Raw genomic sequence first — 17,808 nt, 5'->3', positions numbered from 1 at the left:
CGCAATATCATTTTTATTGATTAAGATAAGACCACTTAAAGTAGGGCTTCTATAGAGTTCTGCGAGAAGCGCTTTTATAAAAACACTGTATTCAATTAGGGTCAATCCACAGGAGATAACGAATGGCTAATTTAAATATCAACGGCAAAAAATATGCGGTGGATGTCGATCCAGATACCCCCTTGCTATGGGTCATTCGTGAACAAGTGGGTTTGACCGGAACGAAATACGGTTGCGGTATCGGTGCCTGCGGCGCCTGTACAGTGCTGTTCGAAGGTCAGGCGATGCGCAGTTGCTCTTTGCCAGTCTCTGCTGCTGAAGGCAAGAAGATTGAAACGATTGAGAGCTTGGAGAAGAGCGGCCAGCTTTCGAAGATTCAGAAAGCATGGGTAGAAAAGCAAGTGCCCCAGTGTGGCTATTGTCAGTCCGGCATGGTGATGGCAACTACCGCATTACTGCGGAACAACCCCAGGCCAAGCGATGAAGAAATTAGCGCATCGGTATCCAATATTTGCCGCTGCGGCACTTTCCAACAAGTTCGTGATGCTATTCACGCAGTGATTAAGGCTTAAGGGGAAAACGATGACTATCAATACAACAAACCCTTCCCGTAGAAGTTTTATTGTCGGTTCAGCAGCCATTGCGACTGGCCTGGCTATTGGCTTCGATTTGAATTTCATGTCTTCAGCATCTGCTGCTGAGGGCTCTGGCATGACCTCCATGGCGCCACTCTCATCACCAGAGATTGGAGTCTGGGTTGTAGTCAAGCCCAATGATGATGTCGTCGTTCGTGTGGTTCGTTCAGAAATGGGCCAGGGCACCATCACCGGTTTAGCGCAGATGGTTGCTGAAGAGTTGCAATGTGATTGGAGCAAAGTCAGCTACGAATATCCATCACCAAGCGAAAGTTTGCGTCGTAAACAAGCTTGGGGTAGTTTCTCAACCGGTGGTAGCCGTGGTATCCGTACTTCCGAACAGTATGTTCGTAAGGGTGGTGCAGCAGCGCGCATGATGTTAGTACAGGCGGCTGCAAATCAGTGGGGTGTCCCCGCTTCTGAGTGCCTTGCTTTGAACGGCGTGATTACCCATACGCCATCTGGTCGTAAGACAACTTTTGGTAAGGTCTCAGTAGCTGCTTCACAGCTCCCAGTTCCAGCGGATATTCCTTTAAAAGATCCTAAGGATTGGACTTTGATCGGCAAACCTGTCAATCGTATCGACGGTGTAGCTGATAAGGTAACCGGCCGCCAGGTCTATGCCATTGATTTGAAGATGCCAGGCATGTTGGTTGCTAATATTCGGCAATCGCCTGTCTTTGGTGGCAAGGTCAAAAGCTACGACGCTACTAAAGCGATGAGCATGAAGGGCGTCAAGAAGGTTGTTCCAGTTGGTGATTCAGCTGTGGCTGTAGTTGCTGATACTTTCTGGCAAGCAAAAACCGCGATGGATGCAGTGACGATCGTTTGGGACAACGGCGCTAACGCCAATGTCTCCAGCGCATCGATCAAAAAAATCTTCGAAGAAGGTTTAAATGCAAACGATGCCTTTGTGCACAACAGTAATGGCGACGCGAAGTCTGCTATTGCTGGTGCCAGCAAAGTGATTCAGGCAACGTACTCTTACCCATTCTTAAACCACGCAACCCTAGAGCCTATGAATGCCACTGCGAAGTGGACGCCTGAGCTTTGTGAGGCATGGGTTCCAACCCAGGATGGCGAAGCCTCCTTGGCGGCAGTGATTGCGGCATCTGGCCTTCCTGCTGAAAAATGCGAAGTCTATAAGGTCAATATTGGTGGCGGCTTTGGTCGTCGTGGTGCATTCCAGGACTATGCGGTACAGGCGGTAACGATTGCCAAGCAGATGCCAGGTACGCCTATTAAATTGATCTGGACTCGTGAGGAAGATATGACCCAAGGTCGTTATCACCCTGCAACGATGGCCAAATTAACTGCAGCGATTGATGATAAGAAGAATGTCACTGCGCTGAACATCCGTATCTCAGGTCAGTCGATTCTGGCAGCAGTGCGCCCATTTATTTTGGAAGCCAACCAAGGAAAAGACCCAGCAGTATTCCAAGGCTACGACCCACAAGGTGAGCACGGTTTTGGTTATAGCTTTGATAACTTGAACGTCGACCACGCGATGCGCAATACCCATGTTCCCCCAGGCTTCTGGCGTGGTGTGAACGTCAATCAGAACGCTATCTATATCGAAACTTTTATGGATGAGTTGGCTGAAGCAGTCGGTATGGATGCAGTTCAATTCCGCCTGAAGCACATGCAAAAGTATCCCCGTAATATGGCGGTACTCCAAGCGGCTGCAGACGGTATCGGCTGGACTAAGCCTGCGGCTCCTGGTGTACATCGCGGAATTGCACAGATTAAGGCCTACGGTAGCTATGTCGCTGCAGCCTGTGAGCTCTCTGTGAAGAATGGCAATGAAGTGAAGATTCATCGCATTGTGGCAGCAACTGATCCAAGCTATGCCGTGAACCCTGCGCAGATTGAGCGTCAAGTGGCCGGTTCATTCGTGTTTGGCTTATCTGCACTTTTCGAAGAAGAAATCACCATCGAGAATGGTGCTGTGGTTCAAAAGAACTTCGATACCTTTAACTCGATTCGTTTAGGGCAGATGCCTAAAGTAGAAACCATCTTGATTCAGGGTGGTGGAAGCGAGTGGGGCGGAGTAGGTGAGCCTACGATTGCAGTTGCTGCCCCAGCAGTATTAAATGCGCTGTATCGTGCTACTGGCAAACGGTATCGGGATGTTCCTCTGAAAAATAGCGGCATTAAGTTGGTTTAATTTAGCTTAGCCATTTTTTAGAAGTTGGTATGAGAACAGGGCGTGTATTAGTAATCTATTTACTAGTCACGCTCTTTTTCTTTGGTTATGCAGAGTTGGTATCTGCAGTCACGATTGTGAATGGCGCGATTAGCGAACCCCTTTCAAGTCAAGCAGGCGATCCCGCTCGAGGGCGCGCCATTGTATTAAGTAGACAAAGTGGCTTATGCATCTTGTGTCATAACGGCCCGTTTCCGGAGGAGCAATTTCAGGGAAATTTGGCTCCCGAGCTTGGGGCAAGTGTGGCCCACTATAGTGCAGCTCAACTAAGGGCGCGCTTGGTTAATCCAGCTTATTTCAATCCCAATACCATCATGCCTGCGTATTACCGAAGCGAGGGATTCACTCGTGTCGCACCAAAATATGCAGGTCAGACGATACTATCAGGACAAGAGATCGAAGACGTAATCGCCTTTTTACAAACCCTGAAAACCAAAGCTACTGAGTAAAAACATGAGTGCAATACAGACTAAAAAAAATGTAGGAAGGCGTGATTGGCTCACTCAAGCATTGCTGCTTGGTGTTTCCTTCTGCTTACAGCCATCATTGGTTCTAGCAAAAAAGCCTGAAGCGCTAGAGGCCATTCAAAAAATCATTGGATCGAATGCTTTAAATGAGGGCAAGGTCAAACTTGTTCTTCCCCCATTGATAGAGAATGGCAATCTGGTCGTTCTGAAGGTGGGTGTGGATAACCCGATGACCGAGCAAAACTACGTTAAGGCGATTCATATCATTGCCGAGGGTAATCCACTACCCAATGTGTTTAGCGCCTATCTAACGCCTCGCTCAGGTACTGCCAATATTACGACTCGGGTCCGCTTGGCTGAGTCACAGAAAGTTTGGGCAATTGCTCAGTTAAGCGATGGTAGTTTTTGGCAGAGCTCTGTGCAAACCATGGTCACTACTTCTGCTTGTACGGAGGAGCCATGAGCAAAACCTCTCGTACCGTCATCACCATGCCTGATAAAGCCAAGCGGGGTGAGATTATTGAGATTCGGGCAATTGCACAACATGATATGGAGACCGGCTTTCGTTACGACCAAACCGGTAAACGTATTCCGCGGGACATCATCAGAAATTTCACCTGCTCCTATGGCGGCGTTGAGGTATTCAAATCCGATTTTTATCCAGGCGTTGGTGCTAACCCGATGGTGATCTTCACTACGATCGCCACCGAAAGTGGAACCCTCCAGTTCGAATGGACCGGTGATGATGGTTATGAAGCGCTGAATCAAGCTCAGATTACGGTTACGTGAGAATCATCCGCATCATTGCCTGCTGTATTGGGATTGCTAGCGCTTACCTAGTGACTGCCGATGCGCAAACTCCAGCCAGACAATCGGGCTATGAATCTATGTCTGCAGAAAATAAAGCCTTACAGGATGATCCTAGTGCCAATCCTGCGCTCTTCTGGTTGATGGATGGTCAAACGCTTTGGAAGGAAGTTCTTGGGCCTAAACAAAAGTCTTGCGCTTCATGTCATGGTGAATCTGCGCAATCCATGAAGGGAGTAGCAACCCACTACCCGAAGGTGATCATTGGAAAATTGCAAACCCTTGAGGGGCAAATCAATCAATGCCGTGCATTCAATCAAGGTCTACCGAAGTTTGCTTACGAAAGCAAGGAGCTCTTAGCGCTTACCGCTTTTGTGGCAACCCAGTCCAAAGGATTGCCGATCGCCGTTGATGAGACGGCTGTTAATCGGGTCGATCTTAAAAAGGGGCATGACTGGTTCTATCAACGCATGGGTCAGCTCAATCTCTCTTGCGCTCAGTGCCATGAAGAGCGTGCTGGTTTGAAGCTGGGAGGGAGCATCATTCCACAAGCCCATCCCACTGGATACCCCATCTACCGCATTGAATGGCAAAGTCTTGGCTCACTAGAGCGGCGCTTGCGGAACTGTATGAATGGAGTTCGTGCTCAGCCCTTTGAATACGGTTCTACTGAAATGGCTCAGCTAGAGCTGTTTCTGATGTTGCGGGCGAGAGGTATGCCGCTCGAAACGCCCGCAGTCCGGCCTTAGTCTGAGAAAACCACTGAAGTAGCTCCGTTATTCAAGACGCGGTCATGCAAGTAATAGCGCAGAGCACGAGACAAAACTGTGCGCTCTAGATCGCGACCTTTGCGCACTAAATCATCTGGAGTATCACCATGGGTGACGCGTGTGACGTCCTGTTCAATGATAGGGCCCTCATCAAGATCACTGGTGACAAAGTGAGCGGTCGCCCCGATCAGCTTGATGCCTCGCGCGTGGGCTTGGTGATAGGGCTTAGCCCCTTTGAAGCTAGGCAGGAATGAGTGATGCACGTTAATACAACGACCCGTTAATTCTTTAGAAAGATGATCGGACAAAATTTGCATATAGCGCGCCAGAATCACCATATCGACTTTTTCTTTGGCGATGATATCGAGTAGCTTGCCCTCTTGCTCGGGCTTGTTTTCTGGGGTGACGGGCAGGTGATAAAAGGGAATATCAAAGAAATCAATACTGGAATACACCTCGCGCGGATGGTTAGAGACGATGCCGCAAATAATCATGGGGAGTTCACCAATGCGCCAACGATAAAGCAGATCAACTAGGCAGTGGTCGAGTTTGGAGGCCATGATTAAGACGCGCTTGAGGTCTTTAACGGCACGCAAATTCCAAGTCAGCTCGAAGCGCTTGGCAATCTCAACAAAACCAGCCCTTAAAGTAGCGGCATCTACAGGACAACTAAAGCTCACGCGCATGAAGAAACGCTTGGAAGCCTTGTCATCAAACTGCTGCGCTTCTTCAATATCGCCACCAGCTTGAAAGATATAGGTAGAAACAGCGGCAACGATGCCAGGTTTATTGGGGCAGGTGAGTGTGAGGTAGTAGTTTTCAGATGTCATAGGATGATTTTAGACCTAGGTAGGTAATTTGGGCAGGGCTTATTGAGAATTTGCGCTTGAGCTAGTGTCTGCTGGCCCCAAGTAAAGCTCGCTTTTATCGGTAATAGGCGGGAATGCTTTATCAATACAAATGGGCTTTGAGTCCACGACATTGAAAAAATTGCATTCCTTTTTAGTTGCTGCAGAGACAGCATGCTCTAGCGGCGACTTACCAGTAGCCACTGAGGTTGCTGCACTGGCAGTTGTTACTGGGTAGGCTGCCGCTGTTGCAGTGACGGTGCTTCCAGCAGAGCTACCAATAGCGGCAAGTGGGGCAGCACAGCCATTGAGGAGAGCGATACATAGCAGAGGGACCCATAGCCTGATGACCAGGACGCGAACGAAGCAGTTGTTACTTGCTGCGGCAGGCAACGTTAAAGACTCCAGCTTGCCAAGAGTTTTGAGGTACAGCTTCGTAAGGACTGTCAGGAGTAGGGTTGGTAGAAACCAGTTTGCCGCCACCATTCTTACCACCGAATTCTTTGAACTCAATTGGTCGATAAGTTGCGTTGGAGCAATTGAATTCATTTAAGCCAATGATGGAATTCACAGGCGCTTTAGTCTGCTGATTTTCACCAGGTTTCTTGAAATTCAACAGCGACATGATTTGGGCTTTATCACCAGTGCGTTGGAGTGTTTCGACATCTACTGACACGCTCATGAGCTCGTTGTAACCCAGCTCTTGCCAAGCGGCAACAGCACTCATGATTGGGAGCATTGAGAGAACGGCAAAGGTAGTGAGGTATGACAATTTTTTCATGGTAATTTCTGTTATTAGTGTGATGATCTTATTCTAAACAGCTTAAATGACGCATCGCCAATTTTTAGCGGTGATTCAGTTCAAGCTGACGATCGATCTTCTCTGGTTTCATCTGCAAGGGTAGGTACTCCCCATTGGCCCAGAGCGGCTGCATATTGCGATATCGTTGACTTTGGACCCAGCCTGATTGGCCGGTCTGGTAAATAAAAAGAGACTTTTCTAGGTCCGATAAATCATAAATGGCCCTCAAGCTAGGCGCCTGTTTGGTTTCAAATGGATTGGAAGAGTTCATTAACTCTAGACGCCCGACATTAATAGTGTAGTTATCGCCAGGCACAGGGATCTCTAGATCAAAGATCTTCGCCAGAAATGGTACTTGACTAAAAGGGCGATGCTCTGAGATTGCAATATGCGCCTTGCCATAGATCCAATTTTTGGGATCATTGCCAAATTGGTTGCTCAGTTGATCTAAGGCCTTATCAAAAGCAATATTGGCAGCGTCGGCGCAAGTTTCGACATTGGCTGTTTTTGAGTTATCACACCATGGGCTATCGGGGTTTCTCAGTTGCACGAGTAGAGATTGTCTAAAGCTGCGTGGACCGTAATATTCAGTAAACAAATTACCTAAGCGCCCAAAGAGTTGACGCGTGAGTTGATCTGCCCAGGCGCTGAAGACGAGCGCTCCAACACTATCTTTCTTCATGTCACCATCAAAATCTTTACTGAGAGCTTGCGCTTGTGCAGCCAGAGGATGATTGGATTGAATCGACTTAAAGAGCCCCAGCATTGGCGTATTGCCCAAGGAGAGTGTATCACTCTGCATGGCTTTCATGCTATCCATATTGTGAATGTCTTTGGCCTTAATTAGCTGAACAATTCGGTCATAGCGCGCTGGAAAATCCCAGTCTGCTGTTAGTGGATTAGGGTTGTTGCTTGCAATAATCTCTTGGTTGGCTGTAGCAATCCAACCTTGCTCAGGATTGGTGCTAGCAGGCAGTTGATCAAATGGAATATAGCCAGTCCAGTCATATTGCTTGTCCCAGCCAGGCGCTGGAGCCACACCGTACAGACCTTGATTCAGAATTCTTTTGGGTGCCACGCCGGCAGCCTGATAAGCAATATTGCCTTCAAGGTCTGCTAGGACGACGTTTTGCATTGGAGCGTAATTTTGGCGCAAGGCTTTTTTGAACTCATCGATACTGCCAGCACGATTCATTTCTAGCAGACCAGCAACGGATTGATTTTCTTCATCAAGCGCAGTCCAGCGTAAGGCCATTGCAAACTTGTCGGTATTAATAATGTTTTTGAGTTTGGAGAAGCTATCCGAAATGACTGGACCATGACGAGTCTCTTTGACTAAGAAGCGCACGGGCTCAGAATCTTTAACATCAATGATCTCTTGACGAACTCTAAAGGGAAGTTGTTTATCTGGGCCCCGATACATCACGGGATTTTTCGCATCAATCTGCTCGATATAAAGATCTTGTACATCGGGATTGGTGTTGGTAAAGCTCCACGCCAGTTTGTCAGTTCTACCCAGAATCACCGCCGGAATGCCTGGTAGTGTGCCGCCCATGACATTCAGTCCAGGCGCATCGAGATGAGCAAAGTACCAGACGGATGGCGCTGATAAGCCCAGGTGTGGGTCATTTGCTAATAAAGGTTTTCCGGTATCGGTATGTTTGCCGGCAATCGCCCAGTTATTTGAACCGATGCCTTCTTGACCCCCTGGAAAATATTCCATTGCCATCTTCATGGCAGAACTCATGGGGACTTTGCTTTGCTGATCTTGTTTCGCTTGCTTATAGATGCCCAGGTCTTGATACAACTTAGCAAAGTCCATCTTAGTAACTTGCTCACCAGAGTCGTAGGGCGGCATGACATCCCAGACCTCTTTGGTGCTGAGATATTGTGCAAGCTCGAAGCGCTCCACTTCACGTTGCCAATTGCCTCCAAGATCCAAACTCATCATGAGCATCCAAGCTAAACTATCGCTGGGAGTCCAGTAACCCGGTTTAGATCCAGTGAGAAAATATTCAATGGGTAAAGCCCAGCCCAATTGGGCATTCCCCGTATTAACACCATCGGCATAGGCTTGTAACAAACGCTTGGCTGCAACAGGGTATCGATCGTACTGTCTTTCAGCAGCATGTTTAATGCCAAGGGTTCTTAAAAATCGATCGACGGGAACGGTTTCACTTCCCAGAATTTCAGAGAGGCGACCACTCGCAATACGGCGATTCATTTCCATTTGCCATGAGCGCTCAGTGGCATGCAAATAGCCAAGTGCAAATAAGGCATCGGCAGAGTTATTGGCTTTGATATGAGGAATGTCGGCCTGATCAAAGCTAATGACAACATCGTCACCTAAACCCCTGAGGGTCCGTTTGCCAGAAACGTTAGACTGAGCCGAGACTAGATAAAAGACAATCGCAAAAGCAGCGATTGCTAGCAGGGCTCCCACCGCCAAGAGCATGATCCTGATGATGGGGGTAATTCCTTTGAATTCTAAAAAGCGTTTCATGTCCTTAGTTTAGTGGTTTTAGAACTCTTCTCCCTTGCAGGAAGCCCTCTAGACGGGGCTCTACAGGAGAAAACCCCTCCTGCATGCTAAAATTCGATGGTCTTGATTTATTTAGCGCTGCAGTTTCTGCTAGTGCGAGCCCGAGTGGTGAAATCGGTAGACACAGCAGATTTAAAATCTGCCGACTCAAAAAAGTCGTGCCGGTTCGATTCCGGCCTCGGGCACCACCATTCGATATGAGTTTACAAAAGCGCATTCCTCCCCTCGCAATACAGATGAGCTTGATTGGCTTGGTATTGGGCTTTGGAATTGCCAAAGCTGAGACCATGGCATTCACATGCGTGCGATCGAATGGGGCTTACTCTGAGGAATACGATCTCAAGATCGTTTCAGCTAATCCCAAAAACCCCAAAGATAAAGCGAAGGTCTTCTTGGATGGTCGTGATTTAGATCAACATGATGCACAAGGCTATCAGGAGATCAAGAACGTTCAAATCACTAAAAGTGCTGTGTCATTTATGACGGACACTTTCTTTGAGCCAGAGATATTAGATGGTGTGAAGTATGCGTCCGGAACAGTGGTCGCTATCACAAGCATCCAGCGAGATACTGGACAACTCAAAAAAGTGGAAACGGTTACGGGTGGTATCTTGGCAAAAACCTTGGGCGAGGGCACCAAGGTTTATACCGAACAGTGTCAAGCAGTGCTTAATCCGGCTCCGTAATAAACCCCAACTTCGTTAAACCAGCTCGTTTAGAAGCAGCTAAGACCTTGGCCACATAATCATATTGCACGGATTTATCTGCGCGCAGATTAATTTCAGGTTGCGGATCCTCTTGTGAGGCTTTATCCGCATTCTCATTGTAGGTTTTGAGACTTACTGGAGTGCTATTCCAATAGATTTGACCCTTTGCATCAATAGACACTTGCACTGACTCCGGCTTTACTTCATTACGCGCACTACTGGCCTTAGGCAACTCTACTTTTACAGCTTGCTGAATGACGGGGAGGGTAATAATGAAAATGATCAAGAGCACCAGCATGACGTCCACCATCGGCGTCATATTGATTTCCGACATGATGCTGTCTTCGTTTTGATCGTTTTGAATATTAAACGACATATTTATTCTCCGGACTTCACGCGCGCACCAGTCACAAAATACGCCAGCAGATCATTGCCAAAGCGATTGAGATCGGCAATCAGTAATTTATTGGCACGATTGATTGCGTTAAAACTCAGTACTGCTGGAATTGCTACAGATAAGCCGAGGGCAGTCATGATGAGAGCCTCACCAATCGGCCCTGCAACTTGATCGATCTGTGCGCTACCGGAGCTGCTGATCGAAATCAGTGCGTGATAGATGCCCCATACGGTGCCGAATAAGCCTATAAAAGGAGCGATGGAGCCAGTTGATCCCAGAAAAGTTAAACCTTTCTGAAATTGGGCTGCCACACCATCAATACTATTTTTAATGCTACGAGCCATCCACTCAGAGTAGTTGAGGGTTTGCAATAACTCGCGATGATTGGTGGATTGGCTTTGGTGATGGTTTGATGCTGATGAGGCTTCTTTTGCAATCTTGTAATAGGGATTAAAGCTGTCATTGCTAAAGCTATGTAGGCCATCTTCATAGGAAGTGGCGCGCCAAAAGCGTTCTACTTCGGGCATCAGTTTGCGTAATTTACGAAGATCCCAGAGGTGATTGAAGAGGATGACCCAAGTGATGATTGAGCACGTCAACAGAATAATGCCGACAAAGCGGGTAGCGAAGTCACCTGTGATCCAAAGATTTGCGATGCCGAATGGAGTATGCATAAGATTAATTCTTGAGATTAAATTTAATTAAAAGGTTGGTAGAAATTTTGTTCGGTACACCATTGACTAAATACGGTTTGAAACGATAGCGCTGACCAATTTCCATTGCAGCACGATCTAAACGCGGAAAAGTGCTAGACCTCAATAAGGCCACATTCTCCACATTACCAGCTTGATCAATGATCAGTCGCACAACCACTGCACCTTGCTCTCCAGAGCGCTTCGAGAAGGATGGATAGTAAGCGTCGGCATCAGGCTCGTAGATGACTTCCAGTTTACCAATGTCAGTTTGAATGGGGGTGCCGCCCGCACCTGCCGAGGAGGCGGGGGCAACTGCCGCATTGGGAGGGCTATTGCTAGGAGCCTGCTGACTACTTTGCGGTGTGGGTGGCGAACTTTGTTGTTGGGTCTCTGGGGGCTTAGGCGCTTTACTGGATTTGTCCTGAGTCGTTTTTTCTTTGGGCTGGGGCTTGGGGGTTGGTGGCGTTGGCGGGGTGACTGGCTTAGGTGGCGGGGTCGTTGCTTTGGAGGCGGCAGGTGGTGCAGCTTCAGGCGAGGTCAAGCTAATCGCAACCCGCTCTTCATTTGGGGTATCGGCAGCAAAATGAAAATGAAGCAAACCGAGGAAGGGCAAGCAGTGTAATAAGAGCACGATGACAATAATGGTGCGCTCCGTTTTATTAAACGGCAGATGGGCATCGAGTCGATTTAGTAGAGATGCCATCAGGATTCCAGCGCTGTTAATCGAGCGGCACTAAGCGCATGACCCGCTAGGTCTGCATTCATCAATTCTTGAGCCATTTGCTGCAGCTTGGCTTCATCTTTACTGCTAATAAAACAGACGGCTCCGAGGGTAGATCTGCTACTCTCATTTTCCTTTGCAGGGTATCTTGCCTCTAACTGTCTTTTAAGCTGACGAACTACCGCTTCGCTGGTATCAATGATTGTCATGGAGTCACCCAAGAGTTTGCGGATCGACTGCCTTAAAAAAGGGTAGTGAGTACATCCCAAGACAAGGGTATCTGCTCCTGCTTCCTGTATCGGTAGCAAGTGAGTTGCCAATAGTTCTAGGGTTTCAGAATCATTTGCGGCACCCGCTTCAATCAAGGGCACTAATCCAGCACCGGCTTGTTTGATGATTCGGCAGTGAGCAGGTAAGGTGGCAAGCAAGGCATTGAATTTATCGCTATTGAGGGTGGCCTCGGTTGCTAAGACTCCAACAACACCATTTTGGCTTTGCATCGCAGCAGGTTTGATGCCTGGCTCAACCCCAATGATGGGAATCTCACTTAACTCGGCCCGAATCTGTGCAATAGCCTCAGCAGTAGCGGTATTACAAGCCACCACAATGGCATCGCAACCTTGCTTTGCTAAATGATGACAAAGGGCCAGGCTTCTTGCGCTAATCCACTCGCTGGATTTTTCACCATAAGGGGCGTTAAGCGAATCAGCTAAATAGATATAGTCATGCTCGGGCAATTGATGGAGGGCTTCATCCAGAATGGATAAGCCCCCTACACCAGAATCAAATACGCCGATGAGTGCCAAATGATTGATCCAAAGAAGTTACAGGCTTAAGCAATCGTGACCGGAATATTGCCGATCTTTGCTGACCACTCTTTGGGCCCTTCAATGTGCATTGATACGCCCTGAGAATCGACTGCAACAGTCACTGGCATATCTTTGACGTCGAACTCATAAATTGCTTCCATCCCTAAGTCCGCAAAGGCAAGCACGCGTGACTTCTGAATTGCTTTAGAGACGAGATAAGCTGCGCCACCAACGGCCATCAGATAAGCAGAGTGATGTTTCTTAATCGCTTCAATCGCAACTGGGCCACGCTCAGCTTTACCGATCATGGCAATCAAGCCCGTCTTGGCTAGCATCATCTCGGTAAATTTATCCATGCGGGTGGAGGTGGTTGGGCCTGCTGGGCCAACGACTTCATCGCGGACAGGATCCACTGGACCAACATAGTAGATCACCCGATTCTTAAAGCTCACCGGTAACTCTTCACCCTTGGCTAGCATGTCCTGAATACGTTTATGGGCAGCATCGCGGCCTGTCAATATTTTGCCGTTCAGCAATAGGGTATCGCCAGGCTTCCAAGCTGCAACTTCCTCAGGAGTGAGGGTGTCAAGATTGATGCGTTTGGATTTTTGAACATCGGGCGTCCAAGTCACATCCGGCCAATCTGAAAGTGACGGTTTCTCAAATACTGCAGGGCCATCGCCATGTAAGTGAAAATGAATGTGTCGTGTTGCGGCACAGTTCGGAATCATTGCTACGGGTAAAGAAGCCGCATGGGTTGGGTAATCCAAGATCTTCACATCGAGCACTGTTGCGAGACCGCCCAGGCCTTGTGCACCAATACCCAATTTGTTGACCTTCTCGTATAACTCCAGACGCAATTCATCAACACGATTTTTAGGGCCTTCAGCAATCAGTTGCTGAATATCAACTGGACCCATTAAAGATTCTTTAGCGAGCAGCATCGCCTTCTCAGGTGTGCCGCCAATACCAATTCCTAGGATTCCAGGAGGGCACCAACCAGCACCCATTGTTGGGACCGTTTTGAGCACCCAGTCGACGATGGAGTCCGAAGGGTTAAGCATCACCATCTTGGCTTTGTTTTCAGAGCCGCCCCCTTTGGCAGCGCAAATGACTTCAACGCCGTCACCCGGTACGATTTCATAATGAATGACTGCTGGGGTGTTATCACCCGTGTTGCGACGTTTGCCCGCAGGATCTTGCAGAACAGAAGCGCGCAACATGTTGTCGGGATTAAGGTAAGCACGGCGTACACCCTCGTTGACCATATCGCTCACACTCATCTTGGCATCTTCCCATTGCACGTTCATGCCAATTTTGAGAAAGACTACGGCAATACCAGTGTCCTGGCACATCGGACGATGACCTTCTGCACACATACGGCTATTAGTCAAAATCTGAGCAATCGCGTCTTTAGCGGCAGCTCCTTGCTCTAGCTCATAGGCGCGACCCATAGCTTGAATAAAGTCTTTAGGGTGGTAATAAGAAATGAATTGGAAGGCATCGGCGATGCTTTGAATGAGGTCGTTTTGTTTGATCTTGGTCATGGTTTTCTACCCAAATTTGTCATGTTTGCCATATTTTAAGGGTTTGCCATAGAGCAAATCCCCCGTTTTTTCACTTATCTTCTAGGGTCTAGAGGATACATCTCCCCAGTGGCTAATTAGTGTTAATTCATAGAGGGCAGTCAGCATGGAACCATTAATGCACGAAAACCGTGTTTTTCACCCACCCGAGGACTTTGTAAAGGGTGCCGCCATTCCTGGAATGGAGGCCTATAACAAGTTATGCGCTGAGGCCGAGAAAGACTACGAAGGTTTTTGGGGGCGCCTGGCTAAAGAGAATATTTACTGGAAAAAGCCCTTTACTAAGGTTCTAGATGAATCCCAGCCACCGTTCTATAAGTGGTTCGAAGATGGCCTAACGAATGCCTCTTATAACTGTTTAGATATCAATATTCAAAAAGGAAATGGCGCCAAAAAGGCCATCATTTTTGAAGCCGATGATGGCACCGTAACCGAGGCCACTTATCAAGACTTACTCGATCGTGTTTGCAAAATGGCAAATGCTTTGCGCAAGATGGGTATCAAGTCTGGCGATCGCGTCATTATTTATATGTCGATGTCGATTGAAGGCATTGTGGCGATGCAGGCCTGCGCCCGTATTGGTGCAACCCACTCGGTAGTCTTCGGCGGCTTCTCCGCCAAATCCTTGCAAGAGCGTATTGTTGACGTTGGCGCAGTTGCGGTGATTACTGCTGACGAACAATTGCGTGGTGGTAAAGCACTGCCACTCAAAGTGATCGTGGACGAAGCATTGGCCTTAGGCGAGTGCGAGAAAGTGAAGAACGTCATCGTTTACAAACGTACCGGTGGCAATATTCCGATGACCGCTGGGCGCGACGCTTGGATGCATGACGTGGTTGCCAACGAATCTACCACTTGCGAACCAGAGTGGGTGAGCGCTGAACATCCCTTGTTTGTGCTCTACACCTCAGGCTCAACTGGCAAGCCCAAGGGCGTACAACACTCCACTGGCGGTTACTTATTGTGGGCGATTCTCACAATGAAGTGGACCTTTGACATTAAACCTAGTGACATCTTCTGGTGTACTGCCGATATTGGTTGGGTTACCGGCCACTCTTACATTACCTATGGCCCATTAGCGGTAGGCTGTACTGAGATTGTGTTCGAAGGTGTGCCAACCTATCCCAACGCAGGTCGCTTCTGGGACATGATTGCCAAACACCAAGCAACCATTTTCTACACCGCACCAACCGCAATTCGTTCTTTAATCAAGGCCGCTAGCGGAGATGAGTCTGTTCATCCTAAGAACTACGATTTGTCTTCACTCCGTCTTCTAGGTTCAGTGGGTGAACCAATTAATCCTGAAGCATGGATGTGGTACTACGAGCATGTTGGCGGATCACGTTGTCCGATTGCCGATACTTTCTGGCAAACCGAAACTGGTGGTCATATGATTTCTCCAATGCCTGGTGCAACTCCAATGATTCCAGGTTCGTGCACCTTGCCACTGCCTGGCATTATGGCGGCGATCGTCGATGAAGCTGGGCATGATGTGCCAAACGGAAGTGGCGGTATCTTGGTTGTGAAGCGTCCATGGCCTTCGATGATTCGCACGATTTGGAATGATGCCGATCGTTTTGTGAAGTCTTACTTCCCAGAAGAGTTGGGCGGTACTTTGTATCTCGCTGGTGACGGTGCGATCCGTAATAAAGAGACGGGCTACTTCACGATTACTGGTCGTATCGATGATGTCTTGAACGTTTCTGGACACCGCATGGGTACGATGGAAATCGAATCTTGCCTAGTGGCTAATCCGTTGGTTGCTGAAGCAGCGGTAGTGGGCCGTCCTGACGATATGACTGGCGAAGCGATTTGTGCTTTCGTGGTTCTGAAAGGTGGCAGACCCACTGGCGATGAAGCCAAGAAGATTGCAACCGAGTTGCGTAATTGGGTTGGTAAAGAGATTGGGCCAATTGCTAAACCCAAGGATGTGCGCTTCGGTGATAACTTGCCTAAGACCCGTTCTGGCAAGATCATGCGCCGTCTCTTACGTGTGATCGCTAAAGGCGAAGAGGTCACTCAAGACACTTCTACCCTTGAGAATCCAGCGATTTTGGACCAGCTCAAGCAGTCTTTATAAGTCTTTCTCAGACACACCCTTTCGGGAACCGTATAATCGTGGGTTCCGGAAGGGTGGATGAGCGGTTTAAGTCACACGCCTGGAAAGCGTGCGTAGGTTAATAGCCTACCGCGGGTTCGAATCCCGCCCCTTCCGCCATATTTAATTAATCAGACCCCTAAGCTTCCATGAAATCTTTTTCGATCGGCAAGTACTTGGGGGTTTTGTCTTTTTGTTTACTGCTAAGTAATCCCGTCTCAGCACAAACTGCATCTGTAGCTGTCGCTGCCAATATGAAAGATGCTTTTACTGCGATTAACAGTGCATTCATTGCTAGCGGTAAACCGGAGATGCGAATCGTCTATGGCTCATCTGGCAACTTTGCCTCTCAAATCATGAATGGCGCTCCATTTAATCTATTCATCTCTGCAGATGAAAGTTATCCACTTGAGCTTTATAGAAATGGCAAGACAGTCGATGCAGGCAAAGTCTATGCAATTGGTAAGTTAGTGATGTTGACCAAGAGCTCTAGTGGCATCAAACTCAATACAGATAAAACTGAGCTAGCAAGAGTCATTGCTAAGGCCAATAAGATTGCGATTGCTAAGCCCGAGCTTGCACCTTATGGCAGAGCGGCGGTGGAATATCTCAAGGCAGTAGGTCTATGGGATGTTGCGAAAGATAAACTGGTCTATGCAGACAATATTGGCATGGCAACGATGTTTGTCTCGACTGGTGCCGCTGATCTGGGTTTTACCGCCTTATCGCTCGCCAAGTCACCTGAGCTTGTAAAAGAGACGAGTTACCTTTTGCTTGATGAGAGCCTGTACGAGCCTATTAAGCAACGCATGGTTCTCATCAAGGGCGCGCCGCCAGAGGTCAGCGATCTTTATCAATTCATGCAATCTACTAAAGCAAGGCAGATTTTGCTCCAATCCGGCTATAGCCTGCCTAGTAATCAGCAATAGGCCTCGCTAAACCTTGCATGATTTATTGTTCTAAGGGTATATGTAAAGCGGCATGAAGCGCTTATCAATTTATAGTAAAGTCAATTTTTAGGATTTGTTACCTGGAGATCGTATGTCCCTCAGAATTAATGATATTGCCCCAAACTTTAAGGCCAAGACCACCCATGGCGAAATCGACTTTCATCAATGGATTGGCGATTCTTATGCGATTTTGTTCTCGCATCCCAAGGATTTCACACCCGTTTGTACCACTGAGTTGGGTTATATGGCGAAGATCGAAGAAGAGTTCACTAAGCGCAATACCAAGCTGATTGGTTTGTCGATTGATCCAGTAGAAAATCACAGTGGCTGGGCAAAAGATATTGAAGAGACGCAAGGCCATGCAGTCAAGTACCCCATGATTGGTGATACGGATTTGGCGGTTGCGAAGTTGTACAACATGCTGCCTGCGGGTGAAGTGGCCTCTGATGGAAGAACTGCTGCAACCAATGCTACCGTACGCTCGGTATTCATTGTTGGTCCAGATAAAAAAATTAAATTGACCATGACTTACCCAATGACGACAGGTCGTAATTTCAATGAGATCTTGCGTGCACTCGATTCCATTCAGTTGACTGCCAAACATAAAGTGGCTACCCCTGTAAATTGGAATCATGGTGATGATGTCATCATCGCGGGCTCTGTTTCAGATGAGGATGCGAAGACCCTGTTTCCTGAGGGATGGAAAGCACCAAAGCCTTATTTACGAATTGTGAAGCAGCCTAAGTAAGCATCCAATAACAGCCCACT

At 48.0% G+C, this 17,808-nt stretch carries 19 protein-coding genes and 2 tRNA genes; 12 read left to right on the top strand and 9 right to left on the bottom strand.

Going from position 1 to position 17,808, the window contains the following annotated elements:
* The first annotated feature begins 122 nt into the window (after nucleotides 1–122).
* From ICU98_RS05855 to soxA, 6 genes are read left to right on the top strand one after another with little or no spacing between them, the layout of a single operon-like run.
* Nucleotides 123–572 carry a (2Fe-2S)-binding protein gene (locus tag ICU98_RS05855; RefSeq protein ID WP_215351245.1) on the top strand — a complete coding sequence of 150 codons (450 nt, stop codon included), beginning with the start codon at nucleotides 123–125 and terminating at the stop codon, nucleotides 570–572.
* A gap of 10 nt (nucleotides 573–582) precedes the next feature.
* On the top strand, nucleotides 583–2,802 hold the full coding sequence (locus tag ICU98_RS05850) for a xanthine dehydrogenase family protein molybdopterin-binding subunit (protein ID WP_215351243.1): 2,220 nt from the start codon (nucleotides 583–585) through the stop codon (nucleotides 2,800–2,802).
* A 29-nt stretch (nucleotides 2,803–2,831) separates the two neighbouring features.
* Nucleotides 2,832–3,290 carry a sulfur oxidation c-type cytochrome SoxX gene (soxX, locus tag ICU98_RS05845; protein WP_215351240.1) on the top strand — a complete coding sequence of 153 codons (459 nt, stop codon included), beginning with the start codon at nucleotides 2,832–2,834 and terminating at the stop codon, nucleotides 3,288–3,290.
* A gap of 4 nt (nucleotides 3,291–3,294) precedes the next feature.
* Complete coding sequence (locus tag ICU98_RS05840; RefSeq protein ID WP_215351237.1) at nucleotides 3,295–3,771, top strand: SoxY-related AACIE arm protein; 477 nt, start codon at nucleotides 3,295–3,297, stop codon at nucleotides 3,769–3,771.
* Entirely contained in the window at nucleotides 3,768–4,097 is a 330-nt protein-coding gene (locus tag ICU98_RS05835) for a thiosulfate oxidation carrier complex protein SoxZ (protein ID WP_215351235.1), read from the top strand. The genes ICU98_RS05840 and ICU98_RS05835 overlap by 4 nt, the downstream gene beginning before the upstream one ends.
* Nucleotides 4,094–4,864, top strand: a complete 771-nt coding sequence (gene soxA, locus ICU98_RS05830) for a sulfur oxidation c-type cytochrome SoxA (protein WP_251365313.1) — start codon at nucleotides 4,094–4,096, stop codon at nucleotides 4,862–4,864. The genes ICU98_RS05835 and soxA overlap by 4 nt, the downstream gene beginning before the upstream one ends.
* Here the strand turns inward: soxA and purU are convergent.
* The 4 genes from purU to ICU98_RS05810 form a co-directional block, all read right to left on the bottom strand.
* Complete coding sequence (purU, locus tag ICU98_RS05825; protein ID WP_215335848.1) at nucleotides 4,861–5,715, bottom strand: formyltetrahydrofolate deformylase; 855 nt, start codon at nucleotides 5,713–5,715, stop codon at nucleotides 4,861–4,863. The genes soxA and purU overlap by 4 nt on opposite strands.
* A 39-nt stretch (nucleotides 5,716–5,754) precedes the next feature.
* Nucleotides 5,755–6,126 (bottom strand): hypothetical protein, encoded by a 372-nt coding sequence (locus ICU98_RS05820; protein WP_215351232.1) that lies wholly within the window; start codon nucleotides 6,124–6,126, stop codon nucleotides 5,755–5,757.
* Nucleotides 6,107–6,514, bottom strand: coding sequence for a surface-adhesin E family protein (locus ICU98_RS05815; RefSeq protein ID WP_215351229.1), 408 nt, complete (start codon nucleotides 6,512–6,514; stop codon nucleotides 6,107–6,109). Before ICU98_RS05815 ends, ICU98_RS05820 begins: the two co-directional genes overlap by 20 nt.
* Before the next feature lie 64 nt (nucleotides 6,515–6,578).
* The gene (locus ICU98_RS05810) at nucleotides 6,579–9,038 is read right to left on the bottom strand and encodes a penicillin acylase family protein (protein WP_215351227.1); all 2,460 of its coding nucleotides are present in this window, start codon (nucleotides 9,036–9,038) and stop codon (nucleotides 6,579–6,581) included.
* A gap of 138 nt (nucleotides 9,039–9,176) precedes the next feature.
* Between ICU98_RS05810 and ICU98_RS05805 the strand changes: the two genes are divergently transcribed.
* Both ICU98_RS05805 and ICU98_RS05800 read left to right on the top strand, forming a co-directional pair.
* Nucleotides 9,177–9,265 (top strand) — tRNA-Leu (locus ICU98_RS05805).
* 9 nt (nucleotides 9,266–9,274) lie between these two features.
* Nucleotides 9,275–9,763: a hypothetical protein gene (locus ICU98_RS05800; RefSeq protein WP_215351224.1), complete on the top strand. Its 489-nt coding sequence runs from the start codon at nucleotides 9,275–9,277 to the stop codon at nucleotides 9,761–9,763.
* On the opposite strand, the gene ICU98_RS05795 is transcribed toward ICU98_RS05800, so the two are convergent.
* From ICU98_RS05795 to ICU98_RS05775, 5 genes are read right to left on the bottom strand one after another with little or no spacing between them, the layout of a single operon-like run.
* Nucleotides 9,747–10,160 carry a biopolymer transporter ExbD gene (locus ICU98_RS05795; RefSeq protein ID WP_215351221.1) on the bottom strand — a complete coding sequence of 138 codons (414 nt, stop codon included), beginning with the start codon at nucleotides 10,158–10,160 and terminating at the stop codon, nucleotides 9,747–9,749. The two genes, ICU98_RS05800 and ICU98_RS05795, sit on opposite strands and share 17 nt — an antisense overlap.
* A 2-nt stretch (nucleotides 10,161–10,162) precedes the next feature.
* Nucleotides 10,163–10,855, bottom strand: coding sequence for a MotA/TolQ/ExbB proton channel family protein (locus ICU98_RS05790; RefSeq protein WP_215335842.1), 693 nt, complete (start codon nucleotides 10,853–10,855; stop codon nucleotides 10,163–10,165).
* Between the two features lie 4 nt (nucleotides 10,856–10,859).
* On the bottom strand, nucleotides 10,860–11,579 hold the full coding sequence (locus tag ICU98_RS05785) for an energy transducer TonB (RefSeq protein WP_215351218.1): 720 nt from the start codon (nucleotides 11,577–11,579) through the stop codon (nucleotides 10,860–10,862).
* Nucleotides 11,579–12,403 (bottom strand): glutamate racemase, encoded by an 825-nt coding sequence (gene murI / locus ICU98_RS05780; protein ID WP_215351215.1) that lies wholly within the window; start codon nucleotides 12,401–12,403, stop codon nucleotides 11,579–11,581. Before murI ends, ICU98_RS05785 begins: the two co-directional genes overlap by 1 nt.
* 26 nt (nucleotides 12,404–12,429) lie before the next feature.
* Complete coding sequence (locus tag ICU98_RS05775) at nucleotides 12,430–13,953, bottom strand: fumarate hydratase (protein WP_215351213.1); 1,524 nt, start codon at nucleotides 13,951–13,953, stop codon at nucleotides 12,430–12,432.
* Nucleotides 13,954–14,098: 145 nt separating this feature from the next.
* Between ICU98_RS05775 and acs the strand changes: the two genes are divergently transcribed.
* From acs to ICU98_RS05755, 4 genes are all read left to right on the top strand, one after another.
* Nucleotides 14,099–16,072, top strand: a complete 1,974-nt coding sequence (gene acs, locus ICU98_RS05770) for an acetate--CoA ligase (protein WP_215351210.1) — start codon at nucleotides 14,099–14,101, stop codon at nucleotides 16,070–16,072.
* A 47-nt stretch (nucleotides 16,073–16,119) separates the two neighbouring features.
* A tRNA-Ser gene (locus ICU98_RS05765) sits at nucleotides 16,120–16,210 on the top strand.
* A 29-nt stretch (nucleotides 16,211–16,239) separates the two neighbouring features.
* A complete protein-coding gene (gene modA, locus ICU98_RS05760) occupies nucleotides 16,240–17,019 on the top strand; it encodes a molybdate ABC transporter substrate-binding protein (protein ID WP_215351207.1) in 780 nt (259 codons plus the stop codon).
* Between the two features lie 112 nt (nucleotides 17,020–17,131).
* Entirely contained in the window at nucleotides 17,132–17,788 is a 657-nt protein-coding gene (locus ICU98_RS05755) for a peroxiredoxin (protein ID WP_215351204.1), read from the top strand.
* The last annotated feature ends 20 nt before the right edge of the window (nucleotides 17,789–17,808 follow it).

The organism is Polynucleobacter sp. MWH-P3-07-1 (assembly GCF_018687555.1).
Taxonomy (GTDB): Bacteria; Pseudomonadota; Gammaproteobacteria; order Burkholderiales; family Burkholderiaceae; genus Polynucleobacter.
The sequence above is the reverse complement of the archived record's forward strand: the minus strand, read 5'-3'. Positions and strand labels throughout refer to the sequence as shown.

Excerpts from the sequence above, each read along its gene's own strand:
- ICU98_RS05855 (WP_215351245.1), top strand. The coding sequence starts at position 123 with ATGGCTAATTTAAATATCAACGGCAAAAAATATGCGGTGGATGTCGAT.
- ICU98_RS05850 (WP_215351243.1), top strand. The coding sequence starts at position 583 with ATGACTATCAATACAACAAACCCTTCCCGTAGAAGTTTTATTGTCGGT.
- soxX (WP_215351240.1), top strand. The coding sequence starts at position 2,832 with ATGAGAACAGGGCGTGTATTAGTAATCTATTTACTAGTCACGCTCTTT.
- ICU98_RS05840 (WP_215351237.1), top strand. The coding sequence starts at position 3,295 with ATGAGTGCAATACAGACTAAAAAAAATGTAGGAAGGCGTGATTGGCTC.
- ICU98_RS05835 (WP_215351235.1), top strand. The coding sequence starts at position 3,768 with ATGAGCAAAACCTCTCGTACCGTCATCACCATGCCTGATAAAGCCAAG.
- purU (WP_215335848.1), bottom strand. The coding sequence starts at position 5,715 with ATGACATCTGAAAACTACTACCTCACACTCACCTGCCCCAATAAACCT.
- ICU98_RS05815 (WP_215351229.1), bottom strand. The coding sequence starts at position 6,514 with ATGAAAAAATTGTCATACCTCACTACCTTTGCCGTTCTCTCAATGCTC.
- ICU98_RS05810 (WP_215351227.1), bottom strand. The coding sequence starts at position 9,038 with ATGAAACGCTTTTTAGAATTCAAAGGAATTACCCCCATCATCAGGATC.
- ICU98_RS05800 (WP_215351224.1), top strand. The coding sequence starts at position 9,275 with ATGAGTTTACAAAAGCGCATTCCTCCCCTCGCAATACAGATGAGCTTG.
- ICU98_RS05795 (WP_215351221.1), bottom strand. The coding sequence starts at position 10,160 with ATGTCGTTTAATATTCAAAACGATCAAAACGAAGACAGCATCATGTCG.
- ICU98_RS05790 (WP_215335842.1), bottom strand. The coding sequence starts at position 10,855 with ATGCATACTCCATTCGGCATCGCAAATCTTTGGATCACAGGTGACTTC.
- ICU98_RS05785 (WP_215351218.1), bottom strand. The coding sequence starts at position 11,579 with ATGGCATCTCTACTAAATCGACTCGATGCCCATCTGCCGTTTAATAAA.
- ICU98_RS05775 (WP_215351213.1), bottom strand. The coding sequence starts at position 13,953 with ATGACCAAGATCAAACAAAACGACCTCATTCAAAGCATCGCCGATGCC.
- acs (WP_215351210.1), top strand. The coding sequence starts at position 14,099 with ATGGAACCATTAATGCACGAAAACCGTGTTTTTCACCCACCCGAGGAC.
- modA (WP_215351207.1), top strand. The coding sequence starts at position 16,240 with ATGAAATCTTTTTCGATCGGCAAGTACTTGGGGGTTTTGTCTTTTTGT.
- ICU98_RS05755 (WP_215351204.1), top strand. The coding sequence starts at position 17,132 with ATGTCCCTCAGAATTAATGATATTGCCCCAAACTTTAAGGCCAAGACC.